The 13,913-nt window shown below is 61.8% G+C and carries 12 protein-coding genes; 5 read left to right on the top strand and 7 right to left on the bottom strand.

The window, feature by feature from the left end:
• The first annotated feature begins 56 nt into the window (after nt 1-56).
• Nucleotides 57-917: a DUF3097 domain-containing protein gene (locus ABIE18_RS07510; RefSeq protein ID WP_499722060.1), complete on the top strand. Its 861-nt coding sequence runs from the start codon at nt 57-59 to the stop codon at nt 915-917.
• Nucleotides 918-1,052: 135 nt separating this feature from the next.
• Nucleotides 1,053-1,466, top strand: a complete 414-nt coding sequence (locus ABIE18_RS07505) for a DUF4870 domain-containing protein (RefSeq protein ID WP_159699313.1) — start codon at nt 1,053-1,055, stop codon at nt 1,464-1,466.
• A 30-nt stretch (nt 1,467-1,496) separates the two neighbouring features.
• Here ABIE18_RS07505 and hemW read toward each other — a convergent pair whose 3' ends face one another.
• Both hemW and lepA read right to left on the bottom strand, forming a co-directional pair.
• Complete coding sequence (gene hemW, locus ABIE18_RS07500; RefSeq protein WP_499722059.1) at nt 1,497-2,726, bottom strand: radical SAM family heme chaperone HemW; 1,230 nt, start codon at nt 2,724-2,726, stop codon at nt 1,497-1,499.
• Complete coding sequence (lepA, locus tag ABIE18_RS07495; protein ID WP_216925590.1) at nt 2,727-4,580, bottom strand: translation elongation factor 4; 1,854 nt, start codon at nt 4,578-4,580, stop codon at nt 2,727-2,729.
• Nucleotides 4,581-4,800: 220 nt separating this feature from the next.
• On the opposite strand from lepA, the gene ABIE18_RS07490 reads away from it, so the two are divergent.
• Both ABIE18_RS07490 and rpsT read left to right on the top strand, forming a co-directional pair.
• On the top strand, nt 4,801-5,343 hold the full coding sequence (locus tag ABIE18_RS07490; protein ID WP_499722056.1) for a type II toxin-antitoxin system PemK/MazF family toxin: 543 nt from the start codon (nt 4,801-4,803) through the stop codon (nt 5,341-5,343).
• 168 nt (nt 5,344-5,511) lie between these two features.
• Nucleotides 5,512-5,772: a 30S ribosomal protein S20 gene (rpsT, locus tag ABIE18_RS07485; RefSeq protein WP_216925588.1), complete on the top strand. Its 261-nt coding sequence runs from the start codon at nt 5,512-5,514 to the stop codon at nt 5,770-5,772.
• Between the two features lie 63 nt (nt 5,773-5,835).
• Here rpsT and holA read toward each other — a convergent pair whose 3' ends face one another.
• Complete coding sequence (gene holA / locus ABIE18_RS07480) at nt 5,836-6,852, bottom strand: DNA polymerase III subunit delta (protein WP_499722054.1); 1,017 nt, start codon at nt 6,850-6,852, stop codon at nt 5,836-5,838.
• A gap of 399 nt (nt 6,853-7,251) precedes the next feature.
• Between holA and ABIE18_RS07475 the strand changes: the two genes are divergently transcribed.
• On the top strand, nt 7,252-7,473 hold the full coding sequence (locus ABIE18_RS07475; protein ID WP_499722052.1) for a hypothetical protein: 222 nt from the start codon (nt 7,252-7,254) through the stop codon (nt 7,471-7,473).
• A gap of 13 nt (nt 7,474-7,486) precedes the next feature.
• Here ABIE18_RS07475 and ABIE18_RS07470 read toward each other — a convergent pair whose 3' ends face one another.
• The 4 genes from ABIE18_RS07470 to leuS all read right to left on the bottom strand — a co-directional run bounded on the left by ABIE18_RS07470 (nt 7,487) and on the right by leuS (nt 13,676).
• Nucleotides 7,487-9,184 carry a ComEC/Rec2 family competence protein gene (locus tag ABIE18_RS07470; RefSeq protein ID WP_499722051.1) on the bottom strand — a complete coding sequence of 566 codons (1,698 nt, stop codon included), beginning with the start codon at nt 9,182-9,184 and terminating at the stop codon, nt 7,487-7,489.
• Complete coding sequence (locus tag ABIE18_RS07465; RefSeq protein ID WP_499722050.1) at nt 9,177-10,037, bottom strand: helix-hairpin-helix domain-containing protein; 861 nt, start codon at nt 10,035-10,037, stop codon at nt 9,177-9,179. The genes ABIE18_RS07470 and ABIE18_RS07465 overlap by 8 nt, the downstream gene beginning before the upstream one ends.
• A 62-nt stretch (nt 10,038-10,099) precedes the next feature.
• Nucleotides 10,100-11,080 carry a DegV family protein gene (locus tag ABIE18_RS07460; protein WP_499722048.1) on the bottom strand — a complete coding sequence of 327 codons (981 nt, stop codon included), beginning with the start codon at nt 11,078-11,080 and terminating at the stop codon, nt 10,100-10,102.
• A 67-nt stretch (nt 11,081-11,147) separates the two neighbouring features.
• Entirely contained in the window at nt 11,148-13,676 is a 2,529-nt protein-coding gene (leuS, locus tag ABIE18_RS07455) for a leucine--tRNA ligase (RefSeq protein WP_499722046.1), read from the bottom strand.
• Between the last annotated feature and the right edge of the window lie 237 nt (nt 13,677-13,913).

Below are 13,913 nucleotides of genomic sequence, written 5' to 3'. Positions count from 1 at the left end.
GCTAGCATTGAAACCGCCCGCGGGAGTTATTCCCAGCACAACCAGCACAAAGGGGTATGAAGTCCTTGGCTTTCGATACGTGGGGCCCGCAGGACCTGTCCGCTCCTGCCAAACGCCAACTCCCCGAGGTAGCCGTCCAGCGCGGGATGGTCCTTGAAGACGTCCAGTCCGGCTGGGTGGGCGAAGTCACCCGGGTGGAGAAATCGGGGGGAATGCACATCGTCTCCCTTGAGGACAGGCGTGGTAAGACCAAGTCCTTCCAACTCGGGTTCGGTTTCCTGCTTGAAGGACAAGCCATCCGTCTCATGCCTCCGGCCGCAAAGGCCCCTGCATCGTCTGTACAGTCGGGTCGAACGGCATCCGGGTCAGTAAGGGTCCTGGGCCAGCGTGCCCAGGTGGCCAAGGCGAGCCGTATTTGGGTGGAAGGCAAGCACGACGCCGAACTGGTGGAGAAAGTCTGGGGCGATGATCTCCGCATTGAGGGCATCGTCGTCGAGCCACTGCACGGCGTGGACGACCTCAAGTCAGCTATCGCCGCATTCTCCCCCGGGCCAGGGCGCAGGCTCGGGATCCTGGTAGACCACCTCGTAGCGGGCTCAAAGGAATCACGCATCGCCGCAGAAGCCATGACGGTGCCCGGAGCCGCCGGAAATGTGCTGATCGTCGGCCATCCGTATGTAGACGTCTGGCAAGCCATTCGGCCAAAAGTACTGGGTATTGAGCGGTGGCCGGAAGTTGCACGAGGCACTGACTGGAAGACCGGCATTCTGACCGCTTTCGGTTGGCCCCACGAAACCGCCGAAGACATTGGACTCGGCTGGCAGCGCCTGCTCAGCGCGGTACGCAGCTACGCGGACTTGGAAGCCTCGCTCCTGGGACGGGTGGAGGAAGTCATCGATTTCCTCACCACTCCCTGACTGCCTTGTCCTCATTTACGTTTCCTCAGTTCGCTTTTCCCAGAGACGTGACGGGGCGTTGGTCCCGGGATGACCCGGGACCCAGTATTCTGGGACAGCAACACCGCAGCATCTTTACAGCAAAGGGAAGACACCGTGGCAGAGAACGCTCCTGAAGAACCGGGCAGCGCCGCAGGCCAGCCCCAGTACCATGGCGCGCCCGCGAACGCACTCCCACTGACGGCAAGCGAAGACCGGCAGTGGGCCACCCTGGCGCACTTCGGGGGAATTCTGGGATGCCTGCCGTCCCTGTTGATCTATCTGATCTTCCGTGATCGAGGACCCTTTACGGCACAGGAATCCAAGGAAGCCCTGAACTTCACGCTTCCTCCGACCATCGCGGCAGTCCTGGCAAATATCCTGGTTCTGCTTCCCGTGGTGGGCAATATCTTCGCAGTCATCGCCACGGGCATCTGGGTAGCACTCACGTGCTTTTCAGTCTCGGCGGGTATTCGTGTCAATCACGGACAGCCACACCGCTACAAGCTCAACCTGCGCTGGATTAAGTAGTCCCCGGCTTCCAGCGGATTCTGCCGACGGTTAGTCCGGCAGAATCCGGCGCACAACGGCGTCGGCCAGGAGCCGGCCTTTGAGCGTAAGAACCAGGCGACCCTTGAAGGCCGCGCCCGGATCCACGAGTTCTTCAGCGATCAGTCCTGCCATCGCATGGCGGCCAACTTTGTCCAGCGCGTCAACGGACAGACCGGTACCGAGCCGCGCCTCAAGCATGATGCGCTCGACTTCCCGGGTTTCGGCGTCAAGGGTTTCCCTACCAGCAGCCGGAGAGTCTCCTGCAGCCAGCCTGTTGGCATAGGCCGTGGGGTGCTTAACGTTCCACCAGCGGACCCCGCCCACGTGCGAGTGAGCGCCCGGACCGATCCCCCACCAGTCGTCTCCCCGCCAATAGGCAAGGTTGTGGCGGCACGCCTGTTCAGGCGTTTTCGACCAATTGCTGACCTCGTACCACGTCAGACCGGCCTCCGAAATCAGTTTGTCAGCCAGCTCATATTTGGCGGCGTGATCGTCGTCGTCGATTCCGGGAACTTCGCCACGACGGATTTGGGCTGCCAGCTTGGTTCCGTCCTCCACGATCAGAGCGTAGGCGCTGATGTGATCGGGTTCGTAGGACAGGGCAGTCTCAAGGGACAGTTGCCAATCCGCCATCGACTCTCCCGGCGTGCCGTAGATGAGGTCAAGGCTAACGGCCAGGCCCGCCTCGCGCGCCCACTGGACCACCAGCGGAACGCGGCTCGGGGTATGGGTGCGGTCCAGCACTTTGAGCACGTGCGGTACCGCGGACTGCATGCCGAAAGAGACACGCGTAAAGCCGGCATCAGCCAGCACCTTGAGCGACTCGGGCGTCACGGAGTCGGGGTTGGCTTCGGTGGTCACCTCTGCGCCCGGCTCAAGTCCCCACTGCACGACGGCGGCGCGAAGGATACGCGCCAAGTCCTCGGCAGGGAGCAACGTGGGTGTCCCCCCGCCAAAAAATACTGTGCTCAGTGGCCGTTTCGGCAGGCCGGAGGCATCCATGGCCGTGGCTGCAAAGTCCAGTTCAGTGACAGCCGTGCCTGCATAAGCATCCTGCGAAGCCCCACCACCCAGCTCCGTGGCCGTGTAGGTGTTGAAGTCGCAATAACCGCACCGGACCGCGCAGAAGGGGATGTGCACGTACAGGCCGAATTTGCGGTGCTCGACGCCGGTCAGCACCTGCGGAGGCAACAAGCCGTCCGCAGGTGCCGGGTCGCCCAAAGGAAGGACGCTGGGCATTTACTTCTTGGCCTTGTCCTTGGACTCGTCGGTAGTCAGCGCAGCGATGAAAGCTTCCTGAGGCACTTCAACGCGGCCCACCATCTTCATGCGCTTCTTGCCCTCCTTCTGCTTCTCGAGCAGCTTGCGCTTACGGGTGATGTCACCGCCGTAGCACTTGGCGAGAACGTCCTTGCGGATGGCCCGAATGCTCTCGCGGGCAATAATGCGCGATCCGATGGCAGCCTGGATGGGCACCTCGAATTGCTGCCGCGGGATGAGTTCGCGCAGCTTGCCGGTCATCATGACACCGTAGGCATAGGCCTTGTCACGGTGGGTGATGGCGCTGAAAGCATCCACTTGCTCGCCTTGGAGAAGGATGTCCACCTTCACGAGGTCCGCGACCTGTTCGCCGTCGGCTTTCCAGTCCAGGGATGCGTAACCGCGTGTCTTGGACTTCAGGAGGTCGAAGAAGTCGAAGACGATTTCGGCCAGCGGGATCCAGTAGCGCAGCTCTACGCGGTCTTCGGACAAGTAGTCCATGCCGCGCATCTGGCCACGGCGGCTCTGGCAGAGCTCCATGATGGATCCCACGAACTCGTTGGGTGCCAGGATAGTAGCGGACACCATGGGCTCGCGGACTTCTGCGATCTTGCCTGTTGGATATTCGCTGGGGTTGGTCACGTGGACAACCTTCTTATCCTCCAGCGTTACCTCGTACTCCACGTTGGGAGCTGTGGAGATGAGATCGAGGTTGTACTCGCGCTCAAGGCGCTCACGGGTGATTTCGAGGTGGAGCAGACCCAGGAAACCAACGCGGAAGCCGAAGCCCAATGCGGCGGACGTCTCGGGCTCATAAACCAGGGCGGCGTCGTTAAGCATCAGTTTCTCGAGGGCGTCGCGGAGCACGGGATAGTCAGTTCCATCAAGCGGGTACAGACCCGAGAAAACCATGGGCTTCGCGTCGGCGTAGCCGCTGAGCGACTCGGATGCCGGCTTGGCGAGGTTGGTTACGGTATCGCCCACTTTGGACTGGCGAACATCCTTCACGCCGGTAATGAGGTATCCCACTTCACCTACGCCAAGGCCCTTGGACGGTGTGGGCTCCGGGGAACTGACACCGATCTCCAGGAGCTCATGTGTGGCACGGGTGGACATCATCTGGATGCGTTCCCTAGGATGCAGCATGCCATCCACCACGCGGACGTAGGTGACCACGCCGCGGTAAGTGTCATAGACAGAGTCGAAGATCATGGCACGTGCCGGAGCATCGGGATTGCCAACGGGCGCCGGGAGGTCACGGACGATTTTGTCCAGCAAGGCCTCCACGCCTACTCCGGTCTTGCCTGAAACCTTGAGGACATCTTCCGGGTCTCCGCCAATAAGGTTGGCCAGTTCCGCCGCGTACTTCTCAGGCTGGGCTGCCGGGAGGTCGATCTTGTTCAGCACCGGGATGATGGTGAGGTTGTTCTCCATCGCCAGGTAGAGGTTGGCAAGCGTCTGGGCTTCGATCCCCTGTGCTGCGTCAACCAGCAGCACGGCGCCTTCACAGGCTGCCAGGGAACGTGAAACCTCGTAGGTGAAGTCGACGTGGCCAGGAGTATCGATCATGTTCAGGGCGTAGCTGGTGCCATCGAGTTCCCAGGGCATACGCACTGCCTGGGACTTGATGGTGATGCCGCGCTCACGTTCGATATCCATACGGTCCAGATACTGGGCCTTCATGTCGCGCTGTTGAACGACGCCGGTGTACTGCAGCATGCGGTCGGCCAAGGTGGACTTACCGTGGTCGATGTGGGCAATGATGCAGAAGTTCCGGATGATGGCCGGATCTGTTGCGGCGGGCACCGGTGCGGTGCGGGCCATGGGAGACACGCAGGATCCTTACTGTCGACACTCACACGGCAAATCCACCGGCTGGGCAATGGCCAGCCGGGACACGCCGCGCATCTGATCCTCTAGTCTCCCACGAACCGGCCGTTCACCGTACATTCCTGGTTCACCGCACATTCCTGCCCGAGCAGTACATTCCAGCCGGACTCGAGGAAAGGCTGTGCACCTTGGCTTGGCAAACCATCGCGGTAGCGTTGTCCGCATGGCTTTGGACTTGCGCCCACTGGGCAAACTCATCCTTCGATCCCTCAAGGCGCTCGGCGGCAGCAGTACCAGCAGTAGGAAAAATGCTCCCGCTGGTTCCCCTCGGCAGCAAACCCGGCAACCCGCCGTCGGGCATCAACCGGGCACCTACCCCGGCGACTTCAATGGCGTGACGAAACTGCACTACTCCCCCAAGCCTGATGGTCGGCCCGATCCCGGTGAAATTGTGTGGACCTGGGTTCCGTTTGAAGAGGATTTCTCACAGGGCAAGGACCGCCCGGTGCTGCTGGTTGGCAGGGATGGCGAATGGCTCCTGGGCCTCATGCTGACATCCAAGGACCACGACAACGGCAGGCGGGCTGGGGATTACGTTGATGTTGGGGTGGGGCAATGGGACCGTCAAGGACGCCCGAGTGAAGTCAAACTGGACCGTGTGATCCGGGTGAGCCCTCATGCGATCCGGCGCGAAGGTGCAGTCCTCGGCAAGCCGGCATTCCTTGAAGTTTCCCGCGCCCTGAGGGACCATTACGGCTGGAGCTGATCAGTGGGTCCACACTGGGCCCCGCTTTCTGCTATCCTTTATAGCTGTGTGTCCGTGCAGGTCGACGGCCACTCATGGTTGGCTGCCATAGGCATCCCCACGCCGCTCAGTCGATGGCCAACCTGAAAACCCTCTAGACCATTTCCGCATTAAAAAGAGAGTTCATACGTGGCTAATATCAAGTCCCAGAAGAAGCGCATCCTCACCAACGAGAAGGCTCGCCTGCGTAACAACGCCGTCAAGTCCGAGCTGAAGACGGCCATCCGCGCCGTTGCCAACGCCGTTGAGTCTGCTGACAAGGATGCTGCTGCAACTGCACTTGTTGCTGCCAGCCGGAAGCTGGACAAGGCTGTCAGCAAGGGCGTTATTCACAAGAACAACGCTGCAAACCGCAAGTCGGCGATCTCCAAGAAGGTCAACGCACTCTAAGGTTTTTCCAGTTCGACTGAGCTGATCAAAAGGCCGGCACCCACGGGTGCCGGCCTTTTGGGTTTAACCCCGCCGCGCGGATGTAGCGATAACCGTTACGGCGTGTTCCACGGCATACACGGGGTCGCGGGACAAGCCTTTGACCTGGGCGTCGGCCTCGGCGACCACCTGGATTGAGCGGATGAGGCCCTCCGGGGTCCAGCGACGGACGTCCCGCTGCGCCTGCTCGACGAGCCAAGGCTGCATGCCCAGGCTTTTCGCGATCTGAGCCGACGATCCTTGGGCTCCGGCAACCTTGGCCAGCGTGCGGAGCTTAGCCGCAAGCGCAGCCACCAAGGGAACAGGATCAACCCCGGTGGACAGGGCATGCCGCAAGGTGGACAAAGCCACTGGTCCGTTACCCGCCATCGCCGCATCAGCCACCTTGAAAGCAGTGGCCTCGACTCGTCCGCCGTAGTAGCGTTCCACGGTTGCAGCATCCACGGCAGTCGTCGCGTCAGCAATTAATTGGTTGCAAGCGGCCGCAAGCTCGGACAGACTGGCTCCCACTGCATTGACCAGGGCCTGGACAGCTTCGCCATCAATCCGACGACCACCGGCCTTGAACTCCGAGACAACAAACGCAGTTTTGTCCGCATCCTTCTTAAGAGGCTGGCAATCGATCACAGGCCAACCTGCCGATTTCACGGCGTCAAGCAGCTTCTTCCCGCGAACACCACCGGTGTGGCGCAGCACCAAAACGACATCCTGTTCGGGATGGTCCAAGTACGACAAACAGTCGGCCAGGAACGCATCATTCATGGCTTCCAAGCCCTCAACTTCAATGAGCTTTCCCTCGCCGAACAGAGACGGGGTCACGGTCATCGCCAATGACCCGGCCTCGTAGGAGCCCGCGTTCAGCCTGCTGAGTTCAACATCCGGAGTCGCCGTCCGCACTTGGGACCTGATGCGGTCCATGGCCCGAATACCGAGGTACTCCTCCGGTCCCGTGATCAGCACCACGGCGGCCGGCGTAGCGTCCCGCCAGCTGACCGTGTTCGCAGCGACGCTCTTGGCCCGGGTGTTTTGGGCAGCAGCCACAGATGGTTCCTTCCGGAGGATTTTTTGCAGACTTCAAGTCTGCCATGCCTTGGCAGCAGCCGGGTCGCCCGTCAGCTTCCCCCCATCCTGCGGCACGATTCGACGAATCTCCCTACTGGGTGTCTGTTAGCGGCAGCAAGCAATCTGCCACAGGCACCTGTAAGGGGATGACAATGGACAAGAAATCGCTGCTGGGCCTCGGGGTCGTAGCACTCGTTGGGATGGCACTGGGTGCCTGCTCAGGACCTGCAACATCGCCTGACAAAGCTTCCGCTCAGCCCAGTGAGAAGGCAGCGCAGGCGAAACGGTACAGCAACGGGGAACTACTGGACTTGGTCAAGCAGATCAAGACCGCTGATGGCAAATATCACGCTCTCCATGGCGGGGCAATCAATGGATATGACGACAAAACCAGTCGATGGCGTCAGCTCTTTACCTGACACCGTTGCATACAAGACGGCTATCAGCCTGCCCGATGGCAGGGCGCAATCCACGTTCATCGCTTACGCCGTCAAGGACGGATTGATGATCACCGGCACAGCGTCCGGGCAGAACGCGGATGCAACAGGTGCCGCCGTTGCAGGTGCGCTCATGGATCAAGCAGCGGCACTCATCAAGTAACAGGACGAATGGATCATGACTTGCCTTTGCGGGATGATTTCCGGCGAACGCCGACTCTGCCATGCCGCGTGGGCCGACCCACTCTGAGCGCATGCGCAGCAAATCGAATACGCAGCCGCCCTGTGACGCTGTCCAGCTTTTCCAACACAACCATCACCCGCTGGTGAAGGACCATAATCCGCAGAAGCACGCCGCTTGGATGCAGGGCTGTCCAGACCATGACTACGGTGACTACCGAGGAGACGGACATGGCAAAGATGCCCGCCGGTCCTTCCGCCCATGGAAGCGCCGCGCCCGGCAATCCGCCAAAGAACCGCGCGATGCCCGCCACACCACTGGCGCTGGCACCGGCCAACGCGATCGGAATCGCGGCTGCCCAGGGATGGATCACGGAGAGCGGCACGGCAAGGGTGCCCAGAATCGTAATCGGAGCCACGAGCGGACCAGCGATCACGTTTGCAATGAGTGCATACGGCGAGAACTGGGGTTGGAGTGCCACGATGACCGGCCCACACAGCACCTGCGCGGAAAGTGGAACCGACACACCCACCGCCAGCCATTTGGGAATGGTGTCAGGAAACCAGGACGCAATACGGCTGGCAAGCAGCACGATGCCAAGCGTGGCCAGGACGGAGAGGAGGAAGCCAAAGTTGCCGGCAAGGGTGGGATCCAGCAGAAGAAGCACAACGGTAGCCAGGCATAGGAAAGTCAGCGGCCTCCCCCGCAACCCGCCCGTCAATGCTGCCACCCCGGCAAACCCCATCACGGCTGCCCGTAAGACACTTGGCTCCGGTCCTACCAACACTACGAAAGCGCCAAGGCCACAACCCGCAAACGCGGCGGCCAGAGGACGCGCCAGTCTGAGGCATCTCGCGAGCAGGATGAAGCCGCCCAGAATGAGGCTGCAATTCGCGCCACTGACCGCCGTTAGATGCACCATTCCGGTCGTTTTCATGTCCGCTTCCAAGCTCTCCGTAAGAGAGCTGGTATCACCGGTCACCATGCCTGGCAGCAGTCCCGCGGCATCGGGAGGCAACCAATCTGCGGCATCGCGTAACTGCTCCCGCAGCTTGGCGGCCGGGTCTTGCAGGTCGAAGGCAGAGCCCATCACAACCGGTCCGGTGGAGGCTGTCAGAACCGCCGCTTCTGATTGTCCGGGCCGGATCTCCTTGAGCGTGCCAGTTGTTCTCACACGCTGTCCCGGGCGTACGTCTTGCCACGCATCGTCACCGATGACGATAAGAGAGGCAGAACCGCGAATTACCTTCCCTTCGGTGGTAAGACTGACCAGGCTCGCCGTAACCGACCATCGGGTATCGCCGGAATGCCCGGGCTGCGGTAGAGCAGAAGGGCTGCCCGTGACCTGGACCTGAATGACCACACCGGCGTGGGCGTCCACGGCCGCGGCAAGGGGTCCTTGGTCCCGCTTGCCGGCAGCCAAAGAACAATGCCCAGCGGCCACAGCACCAAGCACACAGGCCAAGGCGAGAGTGGCCGGAACTGTCCTGGCACGTGACGTCCCCGTTGCCCGCAGGCGCGAATACAGCAGCAGCGCGATGGCGGCAGCGGCAAGCACTGCACCCAGAGCGGCCGACCACGCAGCGGCGAGAACACTGCCAGCAAGTGCAGTGGACCACGTGAGAAGCACCGCGGGGACCAACCGGAGATCCAGGCGTCTCAACAACGGATCGTCGCCTGAATCCTCAGCCACCCTGCACCGTCACCAAATCCCGGAGCGACTCCATAAGCTTGGGCCCGATGCCATCAATGGCATCCAACTCGTCCACTGAGGCAAACGCACCGTGCTCCTTGCGCCAATCCACGATGCGTTGGGCCGTCACCGGACCCACTCTGGGCAGTGTCCCGAGCTCCTCCACCGTGGCAGTGTTGATGTTAACTTTTGCTCCTCCGGATCCCGGGGAGGCAGAGGTTTCCGCCGACCCATCAGTGCCGATCCCGGTTCCCGTTTCCTGAGACGTCCCGCCTATGGACGCCTCCCCCACAGCCGGAACAAGGATCTTTGCCCCATCTGTGACTACTTCTGCGAGGTTAAGGCCATTTAGGTCAGCACTGGCGGTTGCCCCGCCTGCAGCATCGATCGCCTGAAAGATCCGGCCTCCTTCGGGAAGCGAAACGACGCCTGGTTTCTGTACTTGGCCGGCAACATGGACCAGCAGCATCTTCATGTCTTGTGGCCGCGGCGTCGGTCGAGACGACTCAAGCTCCCCACCCTCAGGCACTGTTCCTGACGATACCGACTGACTCAGTGGCTCCGTAGTCGGCTGTCCGGTGGCCGCCTTAATAAGGAACCATGCTGCGCATGCGGCACCAATAACGAAAACGGCCGCTGCTACCCTCCACGACGTTCGCCACCGAGTCCGCACCGCTATCGTCTCTTCACCATGGAGGGGGTCGGTAGCCACTTCGTCCGGACCGACCTGGTCCAACGGGGGCATGGAAAGCAAAGGAGCCGGATCCCCTGGAGGGTTCAGTCCCGAGGCAAAGCGTCGCCTGACCGCCAGCGCTGCGGCGTCTGGGGACCCATCCCGATTCCAGCGTGGCATGATTCGAGCCTACGACGGACCTGATGGGAGGGGAGTGGGCCTCTTAGTCTATGTGGATAAGCTCACGTGGGCGTGCTGCTCTCCCCCACGATCACCGCTAGAACGCCCAAACCCGCGTGCGCCGCGAGGACTGCCGGCAGGGCGCTGATCTGCGCGGGTGGACAGTCCGGGCATTTATCGCGCAGCCGTTCTGCCAACGCTTCGGCCTCTGACTGGTTACCGAAATGATGAACCGCCAACCGTTGCTGACCAGCAGGTCTTGAAGCAACATCAGCGGCCACAATCTCCTCAAGCCGGGCAACGGCCCGGACAGCGGAACGGACCTTTTCCAGCGGAACGATCCTGCCGCCGTCGACCGCGAGTATTGGCTTGATGGCCAGCACTGTCCCGAGCAGCGACGCTGCAGCTCCTATGCGTCCCCCGCGCCTCAGCTGCTCAAGGCTCGGGACGTAGAAATAGACCTTGGTTCGCTCCATGCGCTTCTCCGCAAAAGCACGAACTTCAGCTGCGGACTGGCCAGCAGCCGCTGCCACTACCGCACTCTGCACACCCATGCCTTGTGCCATGCCGACGGTGCGGGAATCGAGTACCTCCACCGGGATATCAACCCGAGCTGCAGCCAAGCGCGCAGCATCGGCGGTTCCTGACAATTCAGAGGAAATATGGATCGACACAACCGCTTCAAAGCCGCGGCTCTGGGCGGCGCGATATGCCTGTTCAAACTGACCGGGCGAGGGGCGGGACGTCTTCACGGATGCACCCGATGCCAAGGCAACCGCCAACGTCTCGGTGATGTCATCTTCGCCTTCACCATAGATCTCACTTCCCACCATGACAGGCATGGGAACGACGGCGAGGCGACCGTCCGCGGCAAAGGCTGCAACCCAGTCAGCCGGCAAGGCGGCTGCCGAATCTGTCACTACTGCAGTCTTGACGACGGCGGGAAGCGCCTCATCGGAGACGGGAACCGGGAGCGCGGGCTGCCGGAGGCGGGACAGCCGTTCCTTGAGCCATATCCAGGCAGGTGGTTCTCGCTCGGGCACGCAACCTCCAACAAAGGTGACCGGCCGCCGGCACAATGCCGGCGGCCGCAAAGTCCCTTATGCCTTGTTAGGCGGGGACGATGTTCACCAGTTTAGGCGCCCGCACGATCACGGTGCGGATGCCACGGCCATCCATGGCGCGCTGAACATTTTCGGACGCGAGTGCGAGTTCGCGGAGTTCGTCCTCGCTGATGTCCGGCGATACTTCCAGCCGGTCGCGGACCTTCCCCTGGACCTGGACAACGGCGGTGACGGTGTCCTGGACGAGCAGGGCGTCGTCGTGCTTCGGCCAGCCGGCATTGGCCACGGAGGCAGGGTGACCCAGGGTGTTCCAGAGATCCTCTGCCGTGTACGGGGCGAAAAGGCTCAGGATCACAGCAACGGCCTCGACGGCCTCACGTACGGCGGGGTCTGCTCCACCTGCTCCGGAGTCGATGGTCTTTCGCGTCGCGTTGACCAACTCCATGAGGCGTGCCACCACGACGTTGAACTTGTTGTTGTCCAACAGCTCAACTGAATCCGCGATCGTCTTGTGGGTAACAGTTCGCAGGGCGCGGTCGCCGGCAGCAGGATCAACGCCGGGCTCGCTGCTGACGTCCTGGCCGAGGCGCCAGGCACGAGCCAGGAACTTTGCCGAGCCGGACGGTGAAACGTCTGCCCAGTCGACGTCGTCCTCCGGTGGGGAGGCGAAGACCATGGTCAGGCGTACGGCGTCCACACCGAACTTGTCCAACTGCTCGCCAAGGTCTACGCCATTGCCGAGGGACTTGCTCATTGCCTTGCCACCGTTGAGGACCTGGCCCTGGTTGAGGAGCGCGCTGAACGGCTCACTTGCCTCGATCAGGCCGATATCTTTGATGACCTTGGTGAAGAAGCGGGCATAGAGCAGGTGCAGGATCGCATGCTCGACGCCGCCGACGTACTGGCCCACCGGCATCCAGTTGTTGATCTTTTCGGGATCAAACGGACCTTCGGTGTAGTCCGGAGAGACGAAGCGCAGGAAGTACCACGACGAATCCACGAAGGTGTCCATGGTGTCGGTATCGCGCTGGGCTGCGCGGCCACAGTTGGGACACTCCACGTTGACCCATTCGACGGCGGCAGCCAGCGGGGAGGTTCCCTTCGGCGCCAGCGCCTCACCACGGAGGTTCTCGGGCAGCTTCACGGGAAGCTGGTCGTCCGGGACGGGCACTTCACCACATTCGGCACAGTGGATGATCGGAATGGGGGTACCCCAGAAACGCTGGCGGCTCAACAGCCAGTCACGCAGGCGGAAGTTCACGAACTTTTCGCCGGTTCCCAGCTTCTCCAGGATTTCGATGGCAGCCGGGATGCCTTCGGACTTGGACAGGCCATCCAAGTCGCCGGAGTTCTTGAGCGTTCCTTCGCCCGCGGTGGCAACACCGGTGTCGCCGGGGTCTTCATCGCCGGTATCCAGTACGGCGCGAACGGGCAGGCCGAAAGCCTTGGCGAAGTCGAGGTCGCGCTGATCGTGCGCGGGAACGGCCATGATGGCTCCGGTGCCGTAGTCGGCCAGAACGTAGTCGGCTGCCCACACAGGGAGCTTCTCACCGTTGAGCGGATTGATCGCGTAGCGTCCGGTAAACACACCGGTCTTCTCGCGCTCCGTGGACTGGCGCTCGATCTCGGAGAGGGCCTTGACCTTTTCCCGGTACGCCATGAGTTCGTCATGATGTTCTGGAGTGACGAGGTCAAGGGCCAAATGTGCATCGGCCGCAACAACGAAGAAGGTCGCGCCGTAGAGGGTGTCGGGACGGGTTGTGAAGACGGTGACTTCGCGCTCGGCCCGGTCCTGGGTGGCCTCGATGACAAAGCGGACGTGGGCGCCCTCGGAGCGGCCAATCCAGTTCCGCTGCATGGCCAGCACCCGTTCGGGCCAGTGGCCCTGCAACTGGTCCATGTCCTCGAGCAGGCGGTCGGCGTAGTCGGTGATCTTGAAGTACCACTGGTTCAGGGACTTCTTGGTGACGGCGGTGCCACAGCGTTCGCAGGCACCATTGACGACTTGCTCGTTTGCGAGGACGGTGAGGTCCTTGGGGCACCAGTTGACGGGCGAGTCCTTGCGGTATGCCAAGCCACGCTCGTAGAAGCGCTTGAACAACCACTGCGTCCAACGGTAGTACTCGGGGTCGGACGTGTGCAGGCGGCGGGACCAGTCAGCCGAAATGGCGTAGCGCTTGAATGATGCTGCCTGGGTGTCGATGTTGGCGTAGGTCCACTCGCTGGGGTGGGCGTTGCGCTTGATGGCCGCGTTCTCAGCAGGCAGGCCAAAAGAGTCCCAGCCGATGGGGTGCAGGACGTCGAAGCCCTTCTGGCGCAGGTAGCGCGCGACGACATCGCCCATGGCAAAGGCCTCAGCATGGCCCATGTGAAGGTCACCGGACGGGTAAGGAAACATGTCCAGCACGTAGCGACGCTCCCGCGAACCGTCGTCAAGCGGGGTGAACACCTTGAGGTCTTCCCAGACCTGCGGCCACTTGGCTTCCATCGCGGCGAAGCTGTAGACGCCTTCTTCAGGCGCTCCAGCTGCGGCTGTCTGTGCTGTTCCGGTCTCTGTCTCCGGCTGAACGCTCACTGCTGCCCTCTTCTGTTCTTCGATGGCGGTTTTGCCTCCTGCTGCGCTCCAGGTAAGCCCCGGACACACAAAAGCCCCTCGACAATGGAGGGGCGGCCGCTCGGCTGTTGATTGCCGGGCGGCTAGCTAAGCAGAAGGATCGCACGCATAGATCTACAATAGCGCACGTTCATCCTCCCACTCGCCGACAAATCATGGTTGGCGGCGCAGCGGCCTGCATCAAAAAAGGGGCCGATG

Origin of the sequence: Arthrobacter sp. 2762 (genome assembly GCF_040548745.1) — a bacterium.
Lineage (GTDB): Bacteria > Actinomycetota > Actinomycetes > Actinomycetales > Micrococcaceae > Arthrobacter.
The sequence above is the reverse complement of the archived record's forward strand: the minus strand, read 5'-3'. Positions and strand labels throughout refer to the sequence as shown.

Excerpts from the sequence above, each read along its gene's own strand:
- ABIE18_RS07510 (WP_499722060.1), top strand. The coding sequence starts at position 57 with ATGAAGTCCTTGGCTTTCGATACGTGGGGCCCGCAGGACCTGTCCGCT.
- hemW (WP_499722059.1), bottom strand. The coding sequence starts at position 2,726 with ATGCCCAGCGTCCTTCCTTTGGGCGACCCGGCACCTGCGGACGGCTTG.
- ABIE18_RS07490 (WP_499722056.1), top strand. The coding sequence starts at position 4,801 with ATGGCTTTGGACTTGCGCCCACTGGGCAAACTCATCCTTCGATCCCTC.
- ABIE18_RS07475 (WP_499722052.1), top strand. The coding sequence starts at position 7,252 with ATGACGACAAAACCAGTCGATGGCGTCAGCTCTTTACCTGACACCGTT.
- ABIE18_RS07465 (WP_499722050.1), bottom strand. The coding sequence starts at position 10,037 with ATGCCACGCTGGAATCGGGATGGGTCCCCAGACGCCGCAGCGCTGGCG.